The following is a 19931-nucleotide window of genomic DNA, read 5'->3' on the forward strand; positions in this document are numbered from 1 at the left end:
TCGTGGGGCAGAGGCGCTGCACTTGCCCCACGAAAAACGCTCCGGCGGCATGCTTGCCCCCGCCATCGTCGTTCTCGTTCTCGTTCTCGTTCTCGTGATACATATCATAATTGATATTGATTTTGCTTGAAACATATATTTGATTGCATTGTTTCAGAATCATATCATCGTACAGGACGTCAAGAGAAAGAAAGGTCGTTTCAGCATGGCTGAGATACTCGAGGCGGCGATGCTGGTCTGTTTCGGACTGTCGTGGCCGCTCAACGCGTTCAAGAACTACAAGGCGGCCACCGCCGTCGGAACGAGCTGGCAGTTCATAGCGCTCATCACCGTCGGCTACGTGGCCGGCATCGCGGCGAAGTTCGCGTCGGGCCAGACCAACTGGGTGCTCGTCGTGTACTTCGTCAACATGGTGTGCTTGGCGGCGAACTGGCTCGTGTACTTCAGGAACCGCCGGCTCGACAAGGCGCAGGCCGCCGCTCGCGAAGAGGGGCGCTCCTTCGAGCAGGCAACGGTAATCTGATGATGCGGTGAACGGCTCGGACGCCGGCAAGCGGCCGGTCGGGGGTTGTGCGACAATGAGGGGAAACTCTTATGGCGCACTCCTTACGAAAGGCGACCTCCCATGGAACTGGAAATCGACGACCGATTGCACGGGTTCACCGTGCTCACGCGCGAAGAACTGCCCGAGATCGACGGCACGGCGTACACGCTCGCACACCGGAAGAGCGGCGCGAGGCTGCTCTACCTGGCGAACGACGACGCCAACAAGGCGTTCTCCATCGCGTTCAAGACCCCGCCGGCCGACGACACGGGCGTGTTCCACATCCTTGAGCACTCGGTGCTGTGCGGGTCGGACAAGTTCCCCGTGAAGGAGCCGTTCGTCGACCTGCTGAAAAGCTCCATGCAGACGTTCCTGAACGCCATGACGTTCCCCGACAAGACCATGTACCCGGTGGCCAGCACCAACGAGCAGGACCTGCTCAACCTCATGGACGTGTACCTGGACGCGGTGCTTCATCCGGCCATCTACCGCAAGCCCGCCATCTTCGAGCAGGAGGGATGGCACTACGAGCTGGCGGCCGACGTGGAGGCCGACGAGGGCGATTCCGTGGCGGGCGAGATGGTGGCGAGCACCGAGGCGCAGGACGGCTCCGCCGAGCTCGTGCTCAACGGCGTGGTGTACAACGAGATGAAGGGCGCGCTGTCCGACCCGAACTCCGTGCTCTACGACGAGTTGCAAGCGGCGCTTTTCCCCGACACGGCCTACCGCTTCGAGTCGGGCGGCACGCCCCGCGCCATTCCCGACCTCACCTACGAGCGGTTCCTCGAGGAGCACGCGCGCCACTACCGCCTGAGCAACAGCTACCTCACGCTCTACGGCGATGTGGACCTCGACCGCATGCTGGCGTTCTTGGACGAGGAGTACCTCTCCCCCGTGTCGGACGAGGAGGCTGCCCGCGACGCCGCGCGCACGGAGGCCGGCGAGCCGCCGCTCGCCCCCCACGCGCTGGAGGCCCAGGCCCCGGTGACGAACCCCGACGTGGTGAGGATCATGGACACGGCCCCCGAGAACGCCTGCGCGGGCTTGGGCTACGTCATTGGCGACGTCGCCGAACGGACGCGCATCGTGGCGGTGGACATACTGCTGGACGCGCTCATGGGCAGCAACGAGGCGCCCGTGAAACGGGCCCTGCTGGACGCCGACTTGGCCGACGACGTGCAGGCTTTCCTGGCCGACTCGCTGCTGCAGCCGTTCGCGGTCGTGCAGTTGCGGGGCTCGAAGCCCGGGGCCGCCGAGCGGTTCCGAGGCGCCTTCGAGGACGCGCTGCGCGCCGTGGCGGAGCAGGGCGTCGACCGCACGCTGGTGGAGGCGTCGCTCTCGCGCGCCGAGTTCGTCATGCGCGAGCGCGAGTTCGGCATTCCCGACGGCGTGGCGCTTTCCATGACGGCGCTGTCGGGCTGGCTCTACGACGACGAGATGGCCACGACCTACCTGCGCTATGAGGACGACTTCGCCTTCCTGCGCCGCGAGCTGGACAACGGCTACTTCGAACGCCTGCTGGTCGACGTGTTCCTGGAGAGCGACCACTGGGCGCTGGCCGAGGTGCGCCCCGTGGAGGGCGGCGAGGACGCCTACGAGGCCGACCGCCTGCGCGCCGCCGAAGCGGGCATGGGACCGGACGACTTTGCGCGCGTGGCCGACGAGGAGGCCGAGCTGCGCCGCCTGCAGACCGAACCGGACGCGCCCGAGGCGCTCGCCACCCTGCCGCGCCTGTCCGTGGCCGACATCGGAGGCGCACCCGAGGAGCCTTCCTACGGGCTGGTGGACGGCACCCCCGTTCCCTGCCTGCGCCACGACGTGGCAACGCACGGCATCGCGTACGCCTATCGCTACTTCGATCTGGAGCGCGCGAGCTTCGAGGAGCTGCCGTACGTGAGCGTGCTGGGGCTCGTGCTGGGCAAGCTGGGCACCGCGCGGCACACGGCCGCCGAGATCGACACGCTGGTGAACGGGCGGTTGGGCAACCTCTCGTTCTACGCCGAGATCCACGAGAGCGAGAACGATCCCCACGCGCTGACGCCGAAGCTCGTGGTGAGCGCGAGCGCGTTGACCGAGAACGTGGAGGCCACCTGCGAGCTGCCGCTGGAGATCATGCTGGAAACCGATTTCTCGGACACGGGAAAGATCAAAGATGTGCTGCAGCAGAAGCGCATAAGCATGGAGCAGAGCTTCGCCGCGGCGGGGCACGCGGCCGCCATGGCTCGCGTGGCGTCGTACTACCTGCCCGCCGGCGTGCTGCGCGAGCAGCTGGGCGGCGTCGACTTCTACCGCTTCCTGAAGGATTTGCTGGCCCATTACGACGAGCGCGCGGACGAGTTGGCCGAGCGTCTGGCCGACCTTGCCGGGCGCCTGTTCGTGGACGACGGCTGCACGGTGAGCTTCACGGGCGCCGACGGGGACTTCGAGCGCTTCTGGAAGGCCGGCGCCGTCACGGGCCGCACGGGCTCCTCCGCCCGTCCGCTGGCCGCTCCCGAGCCCGTCGTGCGCAACGAGGCGTTCGTCGTGCCCTCCGACGTGTGCTACGCGGCGCAGGGCTTCGACCGGCGCGCCACGGGCGGTGCCTACACGGGCGCCTGGCAGGTGGCGGCACGGGCGCTGTCCTACGACTTCCTCTGGAACGAGGTGCGCGTGAAGGGCGGTGCCTACGGCGCCGGCTTCGGCGCGACGCGCACGGGCAACCTGCGCTTCTACTCGTACCGCGACCCGCACCTGGACGAGACGCTCGCGCGCTTCGCCGACTCCGCCGCCTGGCTCGCAGCGTTCGAGCCGGAACCCGAGGCCATGGAGGGGTACGTGGTGAGCACGGTGGCCGGCTTCGACGCGCCGCTCAAGGCCCGCATGCTGGCCCGCCGCCAGGACGGCGACTTCTTCGGCGGCCGCACGCCCGAGGCGCGGAGGCAGACCCGCGAGGAGATGGTGGGCGCCGATCCGCAGGCCGTGCGCGCGCTGGGCGCCCCGCTGGCCGACGCCGTGTCGCGCGACGCCGTGTGCGTGTTCGGCGGCAAGGACATCCTCGAGGCCTCCCGTGCCGGCCTTGCCATGGTGGACCTGTTGAACGAGTAGCGCGCCCTCCCGCAGCCCGCACCGAAAATGCGCTCCAGCAAGCTAACGCGCTGGAGCGCATTCGTTTTTTCATCCTCCTTTTTCCATCGTCCGGTCTTCACCACCCGTTTCCTTAAACGCCCCCTCCTCGATGCTCGTTTTTTCCTCGGCGTCGACAGGCGTTCGCACACGATGTTTCATGTGAAACATTTGTACGTTTTTCCGAACGGTGCGCTCGCCTTGTCGCAAACAAAAAGAACATTCATGTTTCCGCACCGGTCATTTGAGCTAGAATTAGCGGTTGGAACGAATCGGCGCATGAGAGGGTCGCCCGACCTTCGCGATCGACCGGCCGCGCCTGCGGACCGGTGGCCCGAAGGCGGCACGCGTTCAGGGGGTTCGCGGCCGCCGCCGCTTGACCTCATGCGCCATAAATGGTAGTAATAGAGTATCAATTAGAGGGAGAGACGGAGAGCACCTGCCATGTTGGAACTGAAGAACCTCACGTTTGAAGTGCCGCTGTCAGAGGGCGCCCAAGAGACGAAACGCATCATCGACGACCTCACGCTCACGATCCCCGACGACCGGTTCACGGTCATCACGGGCCCGAACGGCGGCGGCAAGTCGACGCTCGCCAAGCTCATCATGGGCGTGGAGCAACCGACGGGCGGCCAGATCCTGTTCGACGGCGAGGATATCACGAACCTGTCCATATCCGAGCGCGCCAAGAAGGGCATCGGCTACGGCTTCCAGCAGCCCGCCCGCTTCAAGGGCATGAAGGTGAAGAAGCTGCTGGACATCGCCGCCGGCAAGAAGCTGCCCATGCTGGCGTGCAACGAGTACCTGGCCCGCGTGGGCCTGTGCTCGGCGAACTACCTCACCCGCGAGGTGGACAAGAACCTGTCCGGCGGCGAGGTGAAGCGCATCGAGATAGCCACCATCTTGGCCCGCGATCCGAAACTGGCCATCTACGACGAGCCCGAGGCGGGCATCGACCTGTGGAGCTTCGACCGTCTGACCGAGACGTTCCGCGACATCCACGAGGCGCGCGACGGCCGCTCCATCGTCATCATCTCGCACCAGGAGCGCATCATCCAGCTGGCCGACGAGATCGTGTTGCTGCGCAACGGCAAGGTTGTCGAGACGGGCTCTCCCGCCGACCTCATGCCGAAGCTCGGCTTCGTGGCGAAGGGCATACCCGGCTGCACGTTCACCGAGCCGCCCGAGCTGCACCTCACCGAAATCGCCACGACCTGCTAACCCCTGGCGGCGCGCCAACGCGCGCGGGCCGCACGAACCCTGAAAAGGAGGCCATCATGGCCGTTGATCTTTCCCCTATCGACGAGAGCCTGCTCGCCGAGATCGCCAACATACACGGCATGCCGAAAGGCGCGTTCAACATCCGCAAGGACGGACAGCTCGTGGAACGCCATTCCTCGGCGAACATCGAGATTTCCACCAAAACGGACAACCCCGGCATCGACATCCGCATCAAGGCCGGCACGAAGGGCGAGACGGTGTACATCCCCGTCATCGTCACGCAGGCGGGCCTGAAGGACGTGGTGTACAACACGTTTTACATCGAGGACGACTGCGACGTGACCATCGTGGCCGGCTGCGGCATCCACAACGAGAGCCACCAGGCCTCCGAGCACGACGGCATCCATACGTTCTACTGCGGCAAGAACAGCCACGTGAAGTACGTGGAGAAGCACTACGGCGAGGGAACCGGCACCGGCGAGCGCATTTTGAACCCCGTGACGAACGTCGTCATGGAGGAGAACTCCAGCTGCGAGATGGAGCTCACCCAGCTGCGCGGCGTGTCGTCCACCGTGCGCGACACGAACGCCGAGCTGGGAGCGAACGCGAAGCTCGTGCTGACGGAGAAGCTGCTGACGCACGACGACCAGGTGGCGACGTCGAACATGAAGATCGAGCTCAAGGGAGACGACTCCAGCGTGCAGGTGGTCTCGCGCTCGGTGGCGCAGGACAACTCCAAGCAGATCTTCAACCCGCTGGTCATCGGCGAGGCGGCCTGCCGCGGGCACGTCCAGTGCGACGCCATTATCATGGGCAAGGCCAAGGTCACGGCCATCCCCGGCATCGAGGCCGCCAGCGAGGACGCCATGCTGGTGCACGAGGCCGCCATCGGCAAGATCGCCGGCGACCAGATCGTCAAGCTCATGACGCTGGGCCTGAACGAGGAAGAGGCCGAGCAGGAGATCCTGGAGGACTTCCTGAACTGATCCGTTACGTTGGCCTTGCGGCCGGCGAGATAGAAGATTCGATGCAGGAAAGGGGCCGCGAAGGCCCCTTTCCTTTTGAGGGCCGCATTGCAGGTCGTCGGAAGAAGGGGCATCGGCCGAGGCGGACAAGGTCGCCGCCTGCATGAACGAGCAAGCGCCCGTCGCTTTGCATGGCGACGGGCGCTTGCTTGCGAATCCCGGCAGGCTCAAGCCTCCCGCCGACGTTCGATCGGAAACGCTATGCGGCCTGCGGCTGGACGGCGTTCTCGCCGGCGTTGTCTCCTGCGTCGCCCTCTTCCTCATCGGCATCCGACCCGTCGCCGTCCGAGGTGCTGCTCGCCGCCGCGTTGCCCTGCTGGGTGGTGGTGCCCGTGCCATTCGTCTTCGTGGACGTGGCGCCCGCCGTGAGCGGCAGCGTCGACGTGTCGAGCGCGGAGCCGAGCCACTTCTTCTCTATGACCGACACCATGCCGCCGCCCGTGAGCGACTCGACCGCAGCGGACACGGCCTGCTTCAGCTCGGTGTTCGTGTCGAGCACGCCGACGCAGTAGCCGCCGGGCTGCTGCATGAGCGCAACGATGTGCGCGTCGTAGCCGTTGCCGTTCGCGGCGTACATGCCGATGATGGCGTCGGCCGCCACGTACTGCACGGTTCCCGCGTCGAGGTCGGAGAACGCGCTCTTCAGATCGTTCTCGGCCACGAGGGAGTCCTCGCCGAACTCGTTGGTGACCTGCCAGGAGCTCGTGGACGACACCTGGGCGGCTATCTTGGGTGCGGACGCCTTCGTGGGCACCGTCGTGTTCGATGTCGTGGAGAACAGCGCAACGCCCTTGGGCAGGTACGCCGCCGACCGCCAGAACGACACATCGGTTTCGGAGCCGATACCCATGGCGATGTCGACCTTGCCCTCCTTGAGCGCGGTTTCGGGGTCCGTGCCCACGTCGACGATCTCCAGCTTCAAACCCAGTTCGTCGGCGAGCGCGGCGGCCACGTCGACGTCGATGCCCACGATCTTGGACGAGGACGAGGGTGATCCGGCCATCGGCGGGGATCCGGCGTTCACGCCCACGCGCAGCGTGCCGTCCTTGCCGATGGTCGGCGTCGTTACGGTCGGGCTCTTCTCGGGAGGGGTGTAGCTTTGCTGCGACGAGCACCCTGCCAGCACCATCGCCAGGCAAGCGGCCGCCGCGCAGCATGCGAGCGCCTTCATACGCTTCATATTCGGTGTGCCTCCATCCGTTTCTCTCTCAAAGCGCCCCTTTCGACTGACCTAGTCTTTGCCCCCACACTCGCGCACCGGAGCCCAAGCTTGCACCGGGAACCCTCTCGCCCGTCGCGGCCGTATGTCGCGTTTGTAAACGGGCGGTGCGACTTACCTCTAGGATGCGCCATGATCGCCGACCGACCGAGCCGGTGCGACTTACGTGGATCCTTTCGACCGCATCTGCCATGGACTTGGGGCAAACGCCCCGCAACTACAGACTCGAAAGAAGCACCGTTCAGTTTACCAGATAGGGAAAACCCTCGGAAGCACAGCCCCCAGAAACGCACGAATAGGTCCGGAGGAGCGCTACCGTTCGCATTCGCCATCTTGTACGCGGGCCGGAGTCGAAGCGGCTTCGCACGGCGGCCGCACGATCATGCAAGGTTGCGGTGGCGGGCGCGCAAGGCTCGCGCGGCCGACGAGCAAGGTCCGCGCGGTTTTCGCGCAAGATCCGTGCAAGGTTCGCGCGACGCGGCGACGGTCGGAATACGGTCGGCGGGCAAGGTTGCGGCGCTATGCTCGAAGGCATGTCCTTCCTTGTCGAAAGAGCGCACGTGTACGCCGCCGGCGCGGCCGAGGCCTTGGCCGAAACGCTGTGGCCGACCCGCTGCGCTGTGTGCGACGCGCCCGGGGAGGTGCTGTGCGGCTCTTGCCTGCGCGCCCTGCCCTATCTGGACTGGTGGCGCGCCTGCCCGAGATGCGGGGCCCCGTTCGGGCGCGTGCAGTGCAGCGAGTGCAACCCCGTGACGCTTTCGCGCGCGGGTCGGGACGGCGTGCCCTTCGACGGGTGCGCGAGCGCCGTCACGTTCGAGGAGGATGCCGCCCGCATCGTGCGCGCGTACAAGGACCAGGGGGAGCGCCGTCTGTCCGAGTCCATGGCCCTGCTCATGGCTCGCGCCTGCCCGCCCACCTGGGAGGCCGACGCAGTGGCATTCGTGCCGGCCTCGTCCGCCGCAAGGCGGCGACGCGGATTCGACCATGCGGAGCTGCTGGCGCAGGGCGCGGCGCGGCGTCTCGGCCTGCCGTGCACGTCGCCGCTCGCCCGCCCCCGCACCCGCGACCAGCGCTCGCTGTCGCGCCGGGCGCGCCTGGACAACACGGCCGGCCGCTTCGAGGCCCTGCCGGGGGCCACCGTGCCCGAGCGCGTGCTGCTGGTGGACGACGTGTGCACCACGGGCGCCACGCTGTTCGACGCCACCGACGCCCTGCGCCGCGCCGGCGCCGAACGCGTGTGGTGCCTCACCTTCGCCCGCGTTTGGTAGAACCGGCCCGCAATGCAGAAAGGACGGCCTTCATGAACGACCCGTAGGCGGCATCGGCTTGGCCAACTTGACCGAAAATCAAACGATCATTATACTTATGCAATACAAAAGTAGGAGCCTTGATATGGATCCAAACATCACCGTGCATCGTCGCGTTCGAGATCGTCACCCGGAACTTGCGAACGACGACGTACTCGCAGCTTGGAAGAACGCCATCGCATCTACGCAGAGAATACGGAAGAGCCCGAACGAATACGTTGCCATCGGCTTCGACGGCAACGGGAGACTCGTAGAGATGGTGGCAACCCGGCTCGCCAACGGCAATTGGCCCATATACCACGCCATGACGCCGCCTTCCGCGAACACGTTCAAAGAGCTGAGGATCGAAAGGAGCTGAAAATGGAATACAAAGCAGACGACGGCACTGTCTTGACCGACGAAATGCTCGACAAAATGGCGGAAGAATACGAAAAAGGCACGTGGCGCGGACACGGAGAGGTTGTCATGGGACGTCCGAAACTCTACGACGAGGACATGGAGACGGTGTCTTTCCGCCTCCCCCGCTCTCGCATCCGAGCCGTCGAGGCCGCAGCGAAGCAACGAGGCGAAAGCAAGTCGGATTTCTTCCGCAAAGCCATCGACAGAGAGCTTATGAACAGCAGGTAGCCTCGGCGGAGGCGAACCAAACGCGGTGCCCCCCCTACGCCCTGCGACGCCCCCGGCACCGAGCGCGGCTCCCTCCGCCGTCCCTCCCTTCGCCGGCGAGAGTGTTCCGGCTTCGCCGGAATCGACGGACTGCGCGGTTTTCGCCATCGCGTGCCATATCGAAGGCGAAAAAAACGGCGGGCCCGCAGGCCCGCCGTGCGATGTTTCCGGCTTTCAGCCGAACGTTATATCGTGCGCTCGCGCTTGGCGTTCGCGGCGGCGTCGGAGAACTCGGCCACGTCCACCGAAATGCTGTGCTGGATGGGCTTCCACTTGCACTTCTTCACCAGCGCGACCAGCGCGATGGGGATGTAGGTGAGCATGAAGAAGGGGAACGTGAACATGTAGAGCACCTTCTTGCCCGTGGCGGCGTGGATGGAGTCCCACTCCACGAACGTGGTGAGCACGCCGAACATGAACATGAACACCAGGTAGTTGAACAGGCAGAAGAAGATGGACGAGAGGGACGAGGCTATCATGATGCCCGTGGACATCATGCCCGTGGCCGCCAGCACGATGATGATGGCGTTGAACAGCACCGACACGATGGTGAGCAGCATGCCCGGCGCGATGGTCATGAGCATGTCGTAGCAGGCGAAGCGCGCGCCCTTGGGATTTGCCACGGTGCCCTTCACCAAACGGGCGCCGTAGTGCCAGAAAACCTGGTAGAAGCCCTTGGCCCAACGGAAGCGCTGGTTCCACGAGTCGCGGAACGTGGTGGGCTGCTCGTCGTAGAGGATGGCCGTGGGGGTGTAGCTGATGCGCACGCCCTCCAAGATGCTGTTCGTGGAGAACTCGATGTCCTCGGTGAGCAGGTGCCACTTCCAACCGCCGTGCTTCTCGATGATGTCGGCGGCGATGAAGAAGCCCGTGCCCGACACCACGCAGCTCGTGTTGAGCGTGAGGCGCGCCTGGCTCAGGAACTTCGCCTCGCGCAGGAACCACACGGCGTAGCCGGCGGAGATCCAGTTCGAGTCGTAGTTCTTGGAGTTGCGGTAGCTGGTGGACGCCTTGGCGCCGTTGTCGAACGTGGCGTTCATCTCGCGGAAGTAGTTCACGTCGAGCACGTTGTCGGCGTCGAACACGAAATAGGCCTCGTAGCCGCGGTCGGCGTACTGCTCGCGGATGACCTGGAAGCCGTAGTCGAGCGCGTAGCCCTTGCCCACTTCCTTGTCGTTGCGGCGGGGGAACACGATGGCGCCGGCCTCGCGGGCCACGTCGGCCGTGTCGTCCGTGCAGTTGTCGGCGATGACGAACACGTCGATGAGCTCGGTCGGGTAGTTCTGCACCTTGATGGAGTGGATGAGGTCGCCGATGACGGCGCTCTCGTTGCGGGCCGAGATGACGGCGGCGAAGCGGTGGTTCTTCTTGGCGACGAGCTTCTTGGGCTTGCGCGTGAGCACCACGAACACGTAGTAGAGCTGATAGGTGTAGCAGATGCTGAAAGTGAGAAACACGCAGAAATTGAAGATGTCGACGAACGATATCTGCGAGAAAAATTGGTCTAGCACTCCATTTGCTCCTTTTACGGGCCGTCCCGCTTTCGCGACCGGCCGTCCTCTGCCCACTCGCACGCGCGCCGGCAGAAGGGCCTCGGCGCCCGTTAGCTGCCTGGTGCGTTTGAAATGCATGTGCCGTTGTGCGAGTTCGCAAGCTCGGACGATTATAGCGACTTCGCGGCCGTTCGTCCTAACGGGGAGTCTCTTCGTTGCCGTTTCTTCCGTTTTTTGCGAGGGAAATGCCAAGGATTCACAAACGTTGTGCATACGAACTCCACAAACGCCGCCGCTCGCACGTGCGGCGAAAGCGCGCGAGGCGCCCTTCTTCCGTCGCTTTTATGAAACGGACGGCGGCGGGTGCCGTGGCGATCGGAGCGTGTGCTACGCTTGCGGTTACGAGATTCTCCCTTGCTTGAGCACCATATACAGGAGGCATCATGCCCGAGAACTACGACATCAAAGACATCGCGCTGGCCGACGAGGGCCTCGCCCGCATCCGATGGGCCGACCGCGACATGCCCGTGCTCGCGTCCATCCGCGAGCGCTTCGAGCGCGAGCGCCCGCTGGAGGGCGTGCGCATCGGCGCGTGCATGCACGTGACCACCGAGACGGCGAACCTCATGCGCGCCCTCACCGCTTCGGGCGCCAAGGTGACGCTGTGCGCGTCGAACCCGCTGTCCACCCAGGACGACACGGCGGCCGCGCTCGTGCGCGACTTCGGCATCTCCGTGCACGCCGTGGCCGGCGAGGACATGGGAACCTACGAGAAGCACATCGAGGCCGTCATCGCCACGAACCCGCAGATCATCATGGACGACGGCGCCGACCTTGACACGGCGCTGCACACGAGGTTCACCGACAAGCTGGAACACGTGCTGGGCGGCACCGAGGAGACCACCACGGGCGTGGTGCGCCTCATGTCCATGGCGGCCGAGGGCACGCTCGCCTATCCCGTGTTCAACATCAACGACGCCAACACGAAGCACTGCTTCGACAACCACTACGGCACCGGCCAGTCCACGCTCGACGGCATCATCCGCGCCACGAACCGCCTCATGTGCGGGCGCACCATCGTCATCTCGGGTTACGGCTACTGCGGCAGCGGCCTGGCCCTGCGCGCGAAGGGCATGGGCATGCGCGTGATCGTGTGCGAGGTGAACCCCCTGAAGGCGCTCGAGGCGCACATGGAGGGCTACGAGGTGATGCCCGCGGCCGAAGCCGCACGCTTCGCCGACGTGTGGGTCACGGTGACGGGCAACTGCAAGGTGGTGGACGCCCCCGCCTTCGAGAACATGAAGGACGGCGCCATCGTGTGCAACTCCGGCCACTTCGACTCCGAGATCAACCTGGTGTGGCTCGAGGAGCACGCCGTGAAGAAGACGGAGCTCAAGCCGCTGGTCGAGGAGTACACGCTGGGCGACGGCCGCACGGTCATCGTGCTGGCTCAGGGGCGCCTCGTGAACCTGTCGTGCGCCGAGGGGCACCCCGCATCCGTGATGGACATGAGCTTCGCGAACCAGGCCCTGGCCGCCGAGTACCTGTACCTCCACGCCGGCGAGCTGGAGAACAAGGTGTACGACGTGCCGGCCGAGATCGACGACGGCGTGGCCCGCGTGAAGCTGGAAACGCTCGGCATCGAGATAGACACGCTGACCGAGGAGCAGATCAAGTACATGAACTCCTGGGACTTCAGCCAGGCGTAGGAACCGCATAGGACGCGGAAACCCGATGACGCCCACGTGCCTCGACGCCCCGTTCGCACCAGCGAGCGGGGCGTTGCTTTGAACTCGCGGACAACCCGCAAAAAGAGACAAGCCGGCGCGAACCTCGGCCGAGAACGAGGAAAGGCGGTAGCCCATGGACGTGACGTATTCGACGAGCGAGGGACGATTCAACTACCGGGTGGGCGCGGTTGCGGTCGACGCGGGGCGGCTGCTCGTCATGCGCGATTGGCACTGCCCTTACCTTTACCTGCCCGGCGGCAAGGTGGAGCTCCACGAAACGGCGGAGGACGCCGTGCTGCGCGAGCTGCGGGAGGAGATGCAGGCGGAGGCGCGCATCGTGCGGCCGTTGTGGCTCAGCCAGGCGTTCTTCACCGAAGACGCCAGCGGAGAGCGGTTCCACGAGCTGTGCCTCTACTTCCTGGTGAGCCTGCCCGACTCCCTTTTGCCCTCGCACGGCGAAACGTTCTCGCGCGAGGAGAACGGGCGGCGGAACTCCTTTTTCTGGCTGCCGTTCGAGCAGCTGGAGCGGGAGTACCTCCACCCCTCGTTCGTCAAGTCCGCGATATTCAACCTGCCCGAGCACTTGGAACTGGTGAGCGAGAGCGAGTTGCTTCTAGCATAGATTCAGTCGTTTCGGCCCGCATGATTCTCATTTTCTTGCGTCGTATAGTATTATTATATATAATTAATACTATTGAACGAAACGAGGGAGGCGGAGGCATGGACAAAACGGAACTCGTTGACAAGCTTGCTCGCGTTGACGAAGATGCGTTCTTCTCCGGAGTTGGGCGGGACGGTCGCAAGGTGCGGGTGATCGTCGTTGGAGCGAGCGCCCTTTTGCTGAACGACCTGTCGGCAACTCAGAAAACGAAAGACGTTGACATTTTCGAAGCGGAATCGTCGGTACGCGAGTGCTTGTACCGCGACCCGGACTTCAACTCGCAGTGCCAGGCTTTCTGCTCCTGCCTCCCCTACAACTTCGAGGACAGGTTGGTGGAAATCGGGCTCGACACCATGTCGATAACGTATCAAACTCCTTCCGTGGAGGATTTGGCGGTAATGAAGCTCTATCGTTGGGAGGACCCCGACAAAGCCGACCTAACTGCCGAGGGTTTCCTCTCCAAACTCGACTGGCAACAGCTCGATTACCTTGTTCACGATCCGAGCGAAGCCGCCGCTTCGAGATCGGTCCCTCCCGAGCGCGACCGGGAGTTCCAGAACTTGCTGCACAACTACGACGAATACCGAAAGGAGTGGAGAAGATGAGGGGGAGCTTCGGCCATTTTCTCCTCGGATACTGCCAGGAGCTTACCGGGTGCGACGGCACCTCAAGCCTGAAACGCCTCTTTCAGGCTATGCGCTCGAACAATCCGCGCGCCGCCGAACCGTTGCTGCTGCTCGCCCTTTGCCAAGGGCGCGAAGGATATCTTCTGAAAACGGCTTCGAATACGAAAGTGGAATCGTCCTACCGTGCTTTCCTGTCCGATTATCGCGAATCCGGCAAAGCGCTGGAAACGTACCTCGACACCCTTCCGGAAGGAAACCGCTTCAAGAAAGCCTACGTTGCCTGGCAAGCGGAGCGAACCCGACTCCAGCGCGATCGGCTCACGCTCGAAAACGTAAGCAGAGACATAAGCGAAATGCTTGACGAGAAGAGGATTTCTCGTGCCGATGCCTGCCGTGCTCTGAGTTTGAACAAGGGAAACTTCTACGCGTTTCTCAAGGGGGATACTTCGAAGCTGAGTCGCAAAACCGCCGTCGATGCCTACAAAAAACTCGCGAACATCTAAACGGGCGGCGAGGAAGGCGGCAACCATGGCTAAGGTGCTGGTGCTGGTAAGGCACGGGAAGGCGCAGAAGCGCTCCGCCGACGTGCCCGACGAGCTGCGCGCGCTCACAGAGGCCGGGCGGAAGGCGCTCGCCGCCCATCTGCCGCAGGCGCTCGCGCTGCTCGACGTCGCGGACGGGCCGGACGTCGCGGTGCTCGCAAGCCCGGCCGTGCGGACGAGGCAGACGGCCGACGAAGTCGCGAAGGCCCTAGGCGCCGGGGCGCCCGTCGACTGCGAGAGCCTTTTCGCCCAGGACGCCGAATCGTTCATGCAGGATGTCGCGAACGCGTCGGCGGACATCGTGGTGGCCGTGGGGCACAACCCGTTCGCGGAAGAGCTGACCGAACGGCTCTGCGGGGCGCGCATCGGGTTCTCGACCGGGGCGATGGCGGCGATCGAGCTGTCCGAGGACACGGACGACGGAACCGCACGGCTCCTTTGGTTCGTGCAGGGACCCCGGCCGCGCCCGTCGTTGAAAGCGACGGCCCTCCGGTAACCGGAAAGATGGTATGATCTGGTCATCCGAGGGAAAGGCGGCCGTCATGAAAATCTTGGGCATGGGCGTTCCGGAGATGTTCATCCTTGTTATGTACGTCTTCTTTATCGCGATCTTCGCCGCCGTCGTCTACGCGGTGGTGAAAGCCGCGGTCAAGAAAGCCATCATCGAGGCGCACGACGAGATAGAGGCGCGCGGCAAGCAGGGCTGACGCCGGACGTGCGACGCAGGGCTGAACGGGCGGCGCGCAGGGCCGGTTGCGCCGACGCGCGGCGAACCGCACCGCGCCGGGCAGGCGCGCGTTCGGTCGAACACCGTCCGGCGCGACGCTAGTCGGCGATAACGACGCCGAGGCGCTGGGCGATGCCGGCGGCTTGGTACAGGTCCATGCGACAGCCGCGCAGCTCCCCCATGGCGTCGGACAGCACGATGTCGGCCAGCTGGCAGGCGGTGAAGTCGATGCCGGACAGGCTCGTGCGGAAGAAGCTCGTGCCCACGAAGCGCACGTCGTCGAACGCCGTGCGCTTGAGGCGCGCCTCGGACACGTCGGCGTGCGAGAAGTCGGTCGCACGGGCCGTCGCGTCTTCGATCTTGGCCTTCGCGAGCGACGCATAGGAAAGCGTCGAGTCGCGCACCTCGACGCGGCGCAGCACGGCCTCGGTGAAGTTCGCTCCCGTGAACTTGCACGACGCGAACGTGCAGCGTGTGAAGTTCGCCTCGGAGAAGTCGCTGTTGGAGAAGTCGCAGCCGGAAAACGCCACATCGGCGAACGAGGCACGGGAGAAATCGCAGCCCGCGTAGCGGCAGCCCTCGACGCGCGCCTCGGACAACTCGAGCAGCGCGAAGTCAACGCGCGCGGCCTCGTCGCCCGAGACGAGCACGTGCGCCACAAGGGGGTCGCCGTCGCTCTCGTGCTCGATCCACGCCGCAAGGGATCCCGCATCGGCCAGCTCGCCGGGAACGGCCGGGTTCGCAGGCATCGGCGAAGCGTGTCGGAACGAGTCGTGCGAACGGTCTTGCATGGGACGGCCTCCTTCTCTCCCCGCCATTCTACCTGAACGAGAAGATGCGGGAGCGGCAGGCGGCCTGGGTTTCGCATGGCGCACAAGCAGGGCGCTGGCGGGCCGAATCGCAACGCTCCCCTAATCATCAGGTGAAACGTTTTTCCTGTATGATAGAATCGAGCCGATGGCCAGCCCCGGCGCCCCTTTCGGGCGACTCCGGGCGAACCGCCCGACCGCTCTCCTGACGCCGGCGCGACGCACCGGGCGGAATCGGCGTCGTCGGCATAAGGAGGTTGCCATGCAACAGCCCTTGCTCCTGTCCACCGGCGAGTTCGCGCAGATGTGCAACGTCAGCCGGGAGCTCTTGGTGCATTACGACAAGATCGGCCTGCTCAAGCCAAAAGAGGTCAAGGGCAACGGCTACCGCTACTACTCGCTCAAGCAGCTGTACCTGTTCGACGTCATCAGGTTCTTCATGGACACGGGCATGTCCACGAAGGAGATCAAGGAGTATTTGGACGGCCGCACGACCCAGCTGTTCCTCGACAGCATCCAGACGAGCATCGACCGCATGCAGTTGCAGCGCGACATACTGGACGCCCGCATCGGCATGATGGAGAAGATGCGCTACATCACCCAGCGCGCCGTGACGTTCCCCAAGGAGCAGCCGCGGCTCTCGTATTGGGACGAGATCTGGTTCCTCACCACCGACGTGCGTCGCGAGCGCACGCAGCAGGTGTACGCGCAGGCCGTGAGCGAGCACTCCGACTTCTGCCGCAACACCGCCGGCATGGCCACGTTCCCCCTGGGACGCGTCATCGACATCCCCGACCCCCGCAACCCCGCCGAGTTCTACTACACGAAGCTCGTCACCTGGGTGTCCCCGCCGAAGAACCCCGAACGGCTCGAAGGGCGCATCGAGCGCAAGCCGAAGGGCAACTACGCCGTCATCCTGCACCAAGGGGGCACGAGCACGGTCGAACGCTCCTACGAGAAGCTGCTGGACTACGTGGAGCGGGAGGGCTTCGAGATGCGGGGGCCGCTGTACGAGCTGGACATGAACTCGTATCTCATGTCGGACTCGGCCGACGACTACCTGCTGCACATCTCGGTGCTCGTGGACGTGGAGGACGCCGCCGACGCGTTCGCGCCGAGGTTCTGACGCCCCTTCCCAGCTCGGATAAGCCGGGAAACGCGCAACCGCCCGCGAAGGAGAACGTCGCGGGCGGCACGCCAAGGAGGAGGTAGGCCGCCCGGGTGGGGTGGGCGGCAGCGTATGGTTAGGCGCTCAAGCGCTTGGTTTCCCGAATGAGGTCGCGAACCACGGAGGGCTCGGACAACGTGGAAACGTCGCAGAGGTCCTCGGTCTCCTGCGCGGCGATCTTGCGCAGGATGCGGCGCATGATCTTGCCGCTGCGGGTCTTGGGCAGCGCGGCCGTGAAGTGGATGACGTCGGGCGTGGCGATGGGGCCGATGCTCTCGCGCACGTGCCCGACCAGCTTGGCGCGCAGATCGTCGTTGATGACCGTGCCCTCCTTCACCGTGACGTAGGCGTAGATTCCCTCGCCTTTCACCGGGTGCGGGCAACCCACGACCGCGGCCTCGGCAACTTGCAGGTACGACACGAGCGCGCTTTCCACCTCGGCCGTGCCGATGCGGTGTCCCGACACGTTGATGACGTCGTCGATGCGACCCGTGATCCAGAAGTAGCCGTCCTCGTCGCGGTAGGCGCCGTCGCCGGTGAGGTAGCGTCCCGGCACGGGGAAGTACACGTCCTTGAACGCGGTCTCGTTCTGGTACACGCCCAGCATCATGCCCGGCCAAGGCCGCGAGACGACCAGGGTGCCGCCCTCGTTCGGGGCCGCCTCGGTGCCGTCGGGACGCAGGACCTGCGGGGCCACGCCGAAGAACGGCAGGGCCGCCGAGCCCGGCTTCATGTCGACCGCGCCGGGCAGGGACGTGATCATCACGCCGCCGGTCTCGGTCTGCCACCACGTGTCGGCGATGGGGCAGCGGCCCTGGCCGATGGCGGAGTAGTACCACATCCACGCCTTCGACGTGATGGGCTCGCCCACCGATCCCAGAAGGCGCAGGCTGCTGATGTCGTGGCCGTTCACCCAGCGCTCGCCCTCCTTCATCATGGCGCGGACGGCGGTGGGGGCGGTATAGAGGATGTTCACGCCGAACTTCTCGACGACCTCCCAGAAGCGGTCGTGCTTCGGGTAGCTGGGCACGCCCTCGAACATGAGCGACGTGGCGCCGTTGGCCAGCGGGCCGTACACCAGGTAGGAGTGCCCCGTGATCCAGCCGACGTCGGCCGTGCACCAGTAGATGTCGGTTTCCTTGAGGTCGAACACGTACTTCATGGTGAGCGTGGCGTACAGCAGGTAGCCTCCGGTGCCGTGCACGATGCCCTTGGGCTTGGCCGTGCTGCCGCTGGTGTAGAGCACGAACAGCGGATCGTTGGACTCCATGCGCTCCGGCTCGCAGACCGGCGACGCGCCCGCCATGAGGTCGTCCCACCACAGGTCGCGCTCGGCCTCCATCACGGTGCGCTTCTCGATGCGGCGCACCACGACGCAGCTCTTCACCTGCGGGCATCCTTCGAGGGCCTTGTCGCAGATGCCCTTGAGCTGCAGGATCTTGCCCGAGCGGTAGCCGTAGTTGGCCGTGACCACCACGCTGGCGCCCGAATCGACGATGCGGTCCTTCAGCGCCTCGGCCGACAGCCCGCTGAACACGACGCAGTGAATGGCCCCGATGCGGGCGCACGCCAGCATTGCGATGGCCAGCTGGGGGATCATGGGAAGGTAGAGCACCACGCGGTCGCCCCTCTTCACGCCCAGGCCCTTCAGCACGTTCGCGGCCTTGCTCACCTCGCGGTGCAGGCGCTGGTACGTGTAGACCTCCACTTCCTCGGAGGGCTCGCCCTGCCAGATGAGGGCGGCCTTGTTGCGGCGCGGGCCGTCGAGGTGCCTATCGAGGCAGTTGTGGGACGCGTTGAGCTCGGCGCCGCGGAAGTAGCGGACGAACGGCTTGTCGGAGTCGAAGTCGTACTCCTCCACCGCGTCCCACGGACGGTACCAGTCGAGCGTCTCGCGGGCCATCTGCCCCCAGAACGCCTCGGGCTCGTCGATGGAACGGCGGTACAGCTCGTCGTAGTCTTGGCGGCTCTTCACCAGGGCCTTGTAGCTGAACTCGGGGGAAGGCTCGATCGTTCGCTCGTCTTTGAGCATCTGCCTGATAAAGGCGGCACGGGTGTTGTGCTCCATGGTGGGTCCCTTCTACTCGTCTTGGGAGGATTCGCGGATGCGCGCTTAGGCGACGTTGTCTTCTCGGGTGAGGTCGATGTACACCACGTTGTTGGCCACGACGGGCATGTACATGGCCTTCAGGTGCAATTCTCCGGGGCTGCAGGCGCGCAGGCTTCCGCCCAAGTCCGGACGGGCGTGCATGAGGTGGGCGAACGTGTCCTCCAAAAGGACGGTCTCGTGCATGCCCTGGCACTCGTGCAGGGCGAGGCACAGCGCGTCGACCGTGCCCGAATCGCATCGGGCGCACCAGTCGAAGTCGGCGATGTCCATGAGCACCACGGCGTAGGCGATGAGGTCCTTGTCGCGCAGGCAGGGCACGAGGCGCTCGAGGTCGACGCGGGAGAGGGGCTTGCCGTCCAGCAGTTCGTCGAGGCGCAGAAGCGCGTCCCTCCTCAGGTAAACGGGGGCGTCGCTGGCGGCGAGAGCCACGAGGGGCAGCGTGTCGATGAGTCGGGAAACGGCGGCGATCTTCGTCGCGCGGCTGGCGTCCTCGTCGAAGACGCGGGCGAGCGGCTCGAGTCCGCGGGCGTCGACGCGGGCGGTCTGAGCGAGCAAGGCGCTCAAGGTAACCGGGGGCCGATTGGTTGCGGGGTTCTGGTTTTGGCTCTTCGTCAGTTCGATGACTCTTTCCTTCGCGTTCATGATGCGCCTCCTTCGCGTTCAACTCATATTGTCCTCACGGTTCGGATCGCCGCCGATCGGTTTCGATCGACGAAGGTTCGGGCCGACGCCGGGACTCGGAGTGCACCAGCGTCGGTCGCCGTGGGCCCATCATGGGGGTTGCAACGATTACAAGGTCAAGGAAGCGCGCGCACGGACCCCTCCGGCCGGTGGAATTTCGACCGCGAGCGGAGGAAAAACGGGCGAAAAGAATCGTGCGGGACGGGTCGAAGGCTAGGCGGCGTTGAGGTCCAACTGCATCAAGTACACCTCTTCGCGCAGGTCGCGGGCCGTTTCGCGGCTGATCTCGCCCCGTTCGCG

19 protein-coding genes are annotated in these 19931 nt (G+C 65.0%); 14 read left to right on the plus strand and 5 right to left on the minus strand.

Annotated features, from left to right (window positions below; all coding sequences use genetic code 11):
- Positions 1-205: 205 nt before the first annotated feature.
- The 4 genes from C1878_RS14190 (at position 206) to C1878_RS14205 (ending at position 5853) form a co-directional block, all read left to right on the plus strand.
- Positions 206-523: a hypothetical protein gene (locus tag C1878_RS14190; protein ID WP_114602260.1), complete on the plus strand. Its 318-nt coding sequence runs from the start codon at positions 206-208 to the stop codon at positions 521-523.
- A 102-nt stretch (positions 524-625) separates the two neighbouring features.
- Positions 626-3628 (plus strand): insulinase family protein, encoded by a 3003-nt coding sequence (locus C1878_RS14195; RefSeq protein WP_114602261.1) that lies wholly within the window; start codon positions 626-628, stop codon positions 3626-3628.
- Between the two features lie 462 nt (positions 3629-4090).
- A complete protein-coding gene (locus tag C1878_RS14200) occupies positions 4091-4867 on the plus strand; it encodes an ABC transporter ATP-binding protein (RefSeq protein ID WP_114602262.1) in 777 nt (258 codons plus the stop codon).
- Positions 4868-4923: 56 nt separating this feature from the next.
- Positions 4924-5853, plus strand: a complete 930-nt coding sequence (locus C1878_RS14205) for a SufD family Fe-S cluster assembly protein (protein ID WP_114602263.1) — start codon at positions 4924-4926, stop codon at positions 5851-5853.
- A gap of 238 nt (positions 5854-6091) precedes the next feature.
- Here C1878_RS14205 and C1878_RS14210 read toward each other — a convergent pair whose 3' ends face one another.
- Positions 6092-7072, minus strand: coding sequence for an ABC transporter substrate-binding protein (locus C1878_RS14210; protein WP_114602264.1), 981 nt, complete (start codon positions 7070-7072; stop codon positions 6092-6094).
- A gap of 560 nt (positions 7073-7632) precedes the next feature.
- Between C1878_RS14210 and C1878_RS14215 the strand changes: the two genes are divergently transcribed.
- From C1878_RS14215 to C1878_RS14225, 3 genes are all read left to right on the plus strand, one after another.
- Complete coding sequence (locus tag C1878_RS14215; protein ID WP_114602265.1) at positions 7633-8379, plus strand: ComF family protein; 747 nt, start codon at positions 7633-7635, stop codon at positions 8377-8379.
- Between the two features lie 124 nt (positions 8380-8503).
- A complete protein-coding gene (locus C1878_RS14220) occupies positions 8504-8776 on the plus strand; it encodes a hypothetical protein (RefSeq protein ID WP_114602319.1) in 273 nt (90 codons plus the stop codon).
- 2 nt (positions 8777-8778) lie between these two features.
- A complete protein-coding gene (locus C1878_RS14225) occupies positions 8779-9045 on the plus strand; it encodes a ribbon-helix-helix protein, CopG family (RefSeq protein ID WP_114602266.1) in 267 nt (88 codons plus the stop codon).
- Between the two features lie 224 nt (positions 9046-9269).
- Here C1878_RS14225 and C1878_RS14230 read toward each other — a convergent pair whose 3' ends face one another.
- Entirely contained in the window at positions 9270-10595 is a 1326-nt protein-coding gene (locus C1878_RS14230; RefSeq protein WP_114602267.1) for a glycosyltransferase family 2 protein, read from the minus strand.
- 425 nt (positions 10596-11020) lie between these two features.
- On the opposite strand from C1878_RS14230, the gene ahcY reads away from it, so the two are divergent.
- The 6 genes from ahcY (at position 11021) to C1878_RS16635 (ending at position 14843) form a co-directional block, all read left to right on the plus strand.
- The gene (gene ahcY, locus C1878_RS14235) at positions 11021-12286 is read left to right on the plus strand and encodes an adenosylhomocysteinase (RefSeq protein WP_114602268.1); all 1266 of its coding nucleotides are present in this window, start codon (positions 11021-11023) and stop codon (positions 12284-12286) included.
- 154 nt (positions 12287-12440) lie between these two features.
- Entirely contained in the window at positions 12441-12929 is a 489-nt protein-coding gene (locus tag C1878_RS14240; RefSeq protein ID WP_114602269.1) for an NUDIX hydrolase, read from the plus strand.
- Positions 12930-13027: 98 nt separating this feature from the next.
- Complete coding sequence (locus tag C1878_RS14245; protein ID WP_114602270.1) at positions 13028-13573, plus strand: DUF6036 family nucleotidyltransferase; 546 nt, start codon at positions 13028-13030, stop codon at positions 13571-13573.
- Entirely contained in the window at positions 13570-14097 is a 528-nt protein-coding gene (locus C1878_RS14250) for a hypothetical protein (RefSeq protein WP_114602271.1), read from the plus strand. The genes C1878_RS14245 and C1878_RS14250 overlap by 4 nt, the downstream gene beginning before the upstream one ends.
- 25 nt (positions 14098-14122) lie before the next feature.
- On the plus strand, positions 14123-14632 hold the full coding sequence (locus C1878_RS14255) for a histidine phosphatase family protein (protein WP_158539830.1): 510 nt from the start codon (positions 14123-14125) through the stop codon (positions 14630-14632).
- Between the two features lie 46 nt (positions 14633-14678).
- On the plus strand, positions 14679-14843 hold the full coding sequence (locus tag C1878_RS16635; RefSeq protein WP_158539831.1) for a hypothetical protein: 165 nt from the start codon (positions 14679-14681) through the stop codon (positions 14841-14843).
- A 118-nt stretch (positions 14844-14961) separates the two neighbouring features.
- On the opposite strand, the gene C1878_RS14265 is transcribed toward C1878_RS16635, so the two are convergent.
- A complete protein-coding gene (locus C1878_RS14265) occupies positions 14962-15654 on the minus strand; it encodes a pentapeptide repeat-containing protein (RefSeq protein WP_114602274.1) in 693 nt (230 codons plus the stop codon).
- Positions 15655-15934: 280 nt separating this feature from the next.
- Here C1878_RS14265 and C1878_RS14270 point away from each other — a divergent pair, with 280 nt between their 5' ends.
- Positions 15935-16798: a MerR family transcriptional regulator gene (locus C1878_RS14270; RefSeq protein ID WP_114602275.1), complete on the plus strand. Its 864-nt coding sequence runs from the start codon at positions 15935-15937 to the stop codon at positions 16796-16798.
- A 118-nt stretch (positions 16799-16916) separates the two neighbouring features.
- Here the strand turns inward: C1878_RS14270 and acs are convergent, their stop codons facing one another.
- The gene (gene acs, locus C1878_RS14275; protein ID WP_114602276.1) at positions 16917-18908 is read right to left on the minus strand and encodes an acetate--CoA ligase; all 1992 of its coding nucleotides are present in this window, start codon (positions 18906-18908) and stop codon (positions 16917-16919) included.
- A 45-nt stretch (positions 18909-18953) separates the two neighbouring features.
- Positions 18954-19592 carry a hypothetical protein gene (locus C1878_RS14280; RefSeq protein ID WP_114602277.1) on the minus strand — a complete coding sequence of 213 codons (639 nt, stop codon included), beginning with the start codon at positions 19590-19592 and terminating at the stop codon, positions 18954-18956.
- Positions 19593-19931: the final 339 nt, after the last annotated feature.

The organism is Gordonibacter sp. 28C, assembly GCF_003339845.1.
Lineage (GTDB): Bacteria > Actinomycetota > Coriobacteriia > Coriobacteriales > Eggerthellaceae > Gordonibacter.

What these genes read in the sequence shown, in the direction of transcription:
- C1878_RS14190 (WP_114602260.1), top strand. Translation starts at nt 206, where the DNA reads ATGGCTGAGATACTCGAGGCGGCGATGCTGGTCTGTTTCGGACTGTCG.
- C1878_RS14195 (WP_114602261.1), top strand. Translation starts at nt 626, where the DNA reads ATGGAACTGGAAATCGACGACCGATTGCACGGGTTCACCGTGCTCACG.
- C1878_RS14200 (WP_114602262.1), top strand. Translation starts at nt 4,091, where the DNA reads ATGTTGGAACTGAAGAACCTCACGTTTGAAGTGCCGCTGTCAGAGGGC.
- C1878_RS14205 (WP_114602263.1), top strand. Translation starts at nt 4,924, where the DNA reads ATGGCCGTTGATCTTTCCCCTATCGACGAGAGCCTGCTCGCCGAGATC.
- C1878_RS14210 (WP_114602264.1), bottom strand. Translation starts at nt 7,072, where the DNA reads ATGAAGCGTATGAAGGCGCTCGCATGCTGCGCGGCGGCCGCTTGCCTG.
- C1878_RS14215 (WP_114602265.1), top strand. Translation starts at nt 7,633, where the DNA reads ATGCTCGAAGGCATGTCCTTCCTTGTCGAAAGAGCGCACGTGTACGCC.
- C1878_RS14220 (WP_114602319.1), top strand. Translation starts at nt 8,504, where the DNA reads ATGGATCCAAACATCACCGTGCATCGTCGCGTTCGAGATCGTCACCCG.
- C1878_RS14225 (WP_114602266.1), top strand. Translation starts at nt 8,779, where the DNA reads ATGGAATACAAAGCAGACGACGGCACTGTCTTGACCGACGAAATGCTC.
- ahcY (WP_114602268.1), top strand. Translation starts at nt 11,021, where the DNA reads ATGCCCGAGAACTACGACATCAAAGACATCGCGCTGGCCGACGAGGGC.
- C1878_RS14240 (WP_114602269.1), top strand. Translation starts at nt 12,441, where the DNA reads ATGGACGTGACGTATTCGACGAGCGAGGGACGATTCAACTACCGGGTG.
- C1878_RS14245 (WP_114602270.1), top strand. Translation starts at nt 13,028, where the DNA reads ATGGACAAAACGGAACTCGTTGACAAGCTTGCTCGCGTTGACGAAGAT.
- C1878_RS14250 (WP_114602271.1), top strand. Translation starts at nt 13,570, where the DNA reads ATGAGGGGGAGCTTCGGCCATTTTCTCCTCGGATACTGCCAGGAGCTT.
- C1878_RS14255 (WP_158539830.1), top strand. Translation starts at nt 14,123, where the DNA reads ATGGCTAAGGTGCTGGTGCTGGTAAGGCACGGGAAGGCGCAGAAGCGC.
- C1878_RS16635 (WP_158539831.1), top strand. Translation starts at nt 14,679, where the DNA reads ATGAAAATCTTGGGCATGGGCGTTCCGGAGATGTTCATCCTTGTTATG.
- C1878_RS14265 (WP_114602274.1), bottom strand. Translation starts at nt 15,654, where the DNA reads ATGCAAGACCGTTCGCACGACTCGTTCCGACACGCTTCGCCGATGCCT.
- C1878_RS14270 (WP_114602275.1), top strand. Translation starts at nt 15,935, where the DNA reads ATGCAACAGCCCTTGCTCCTGTCCACCGGCGAGTTCGCGCAGATGTGC.
- acs (WP_114602276.1), bottom strand. Translation starts at nt 18,908, where the DNA reads ATGGAGCACAACACCCGTGCCGCCTTTATCAGGCAGATGCTCAAAGAC.
- C1878_RS14280 (WP_114602277.1), bottom strand. Translation starts at nt 19,592, where the DNA reads ATGAACGCGAAGGAAAGAGTCATCGAACTGACGAAGAGCCAAAACCAG.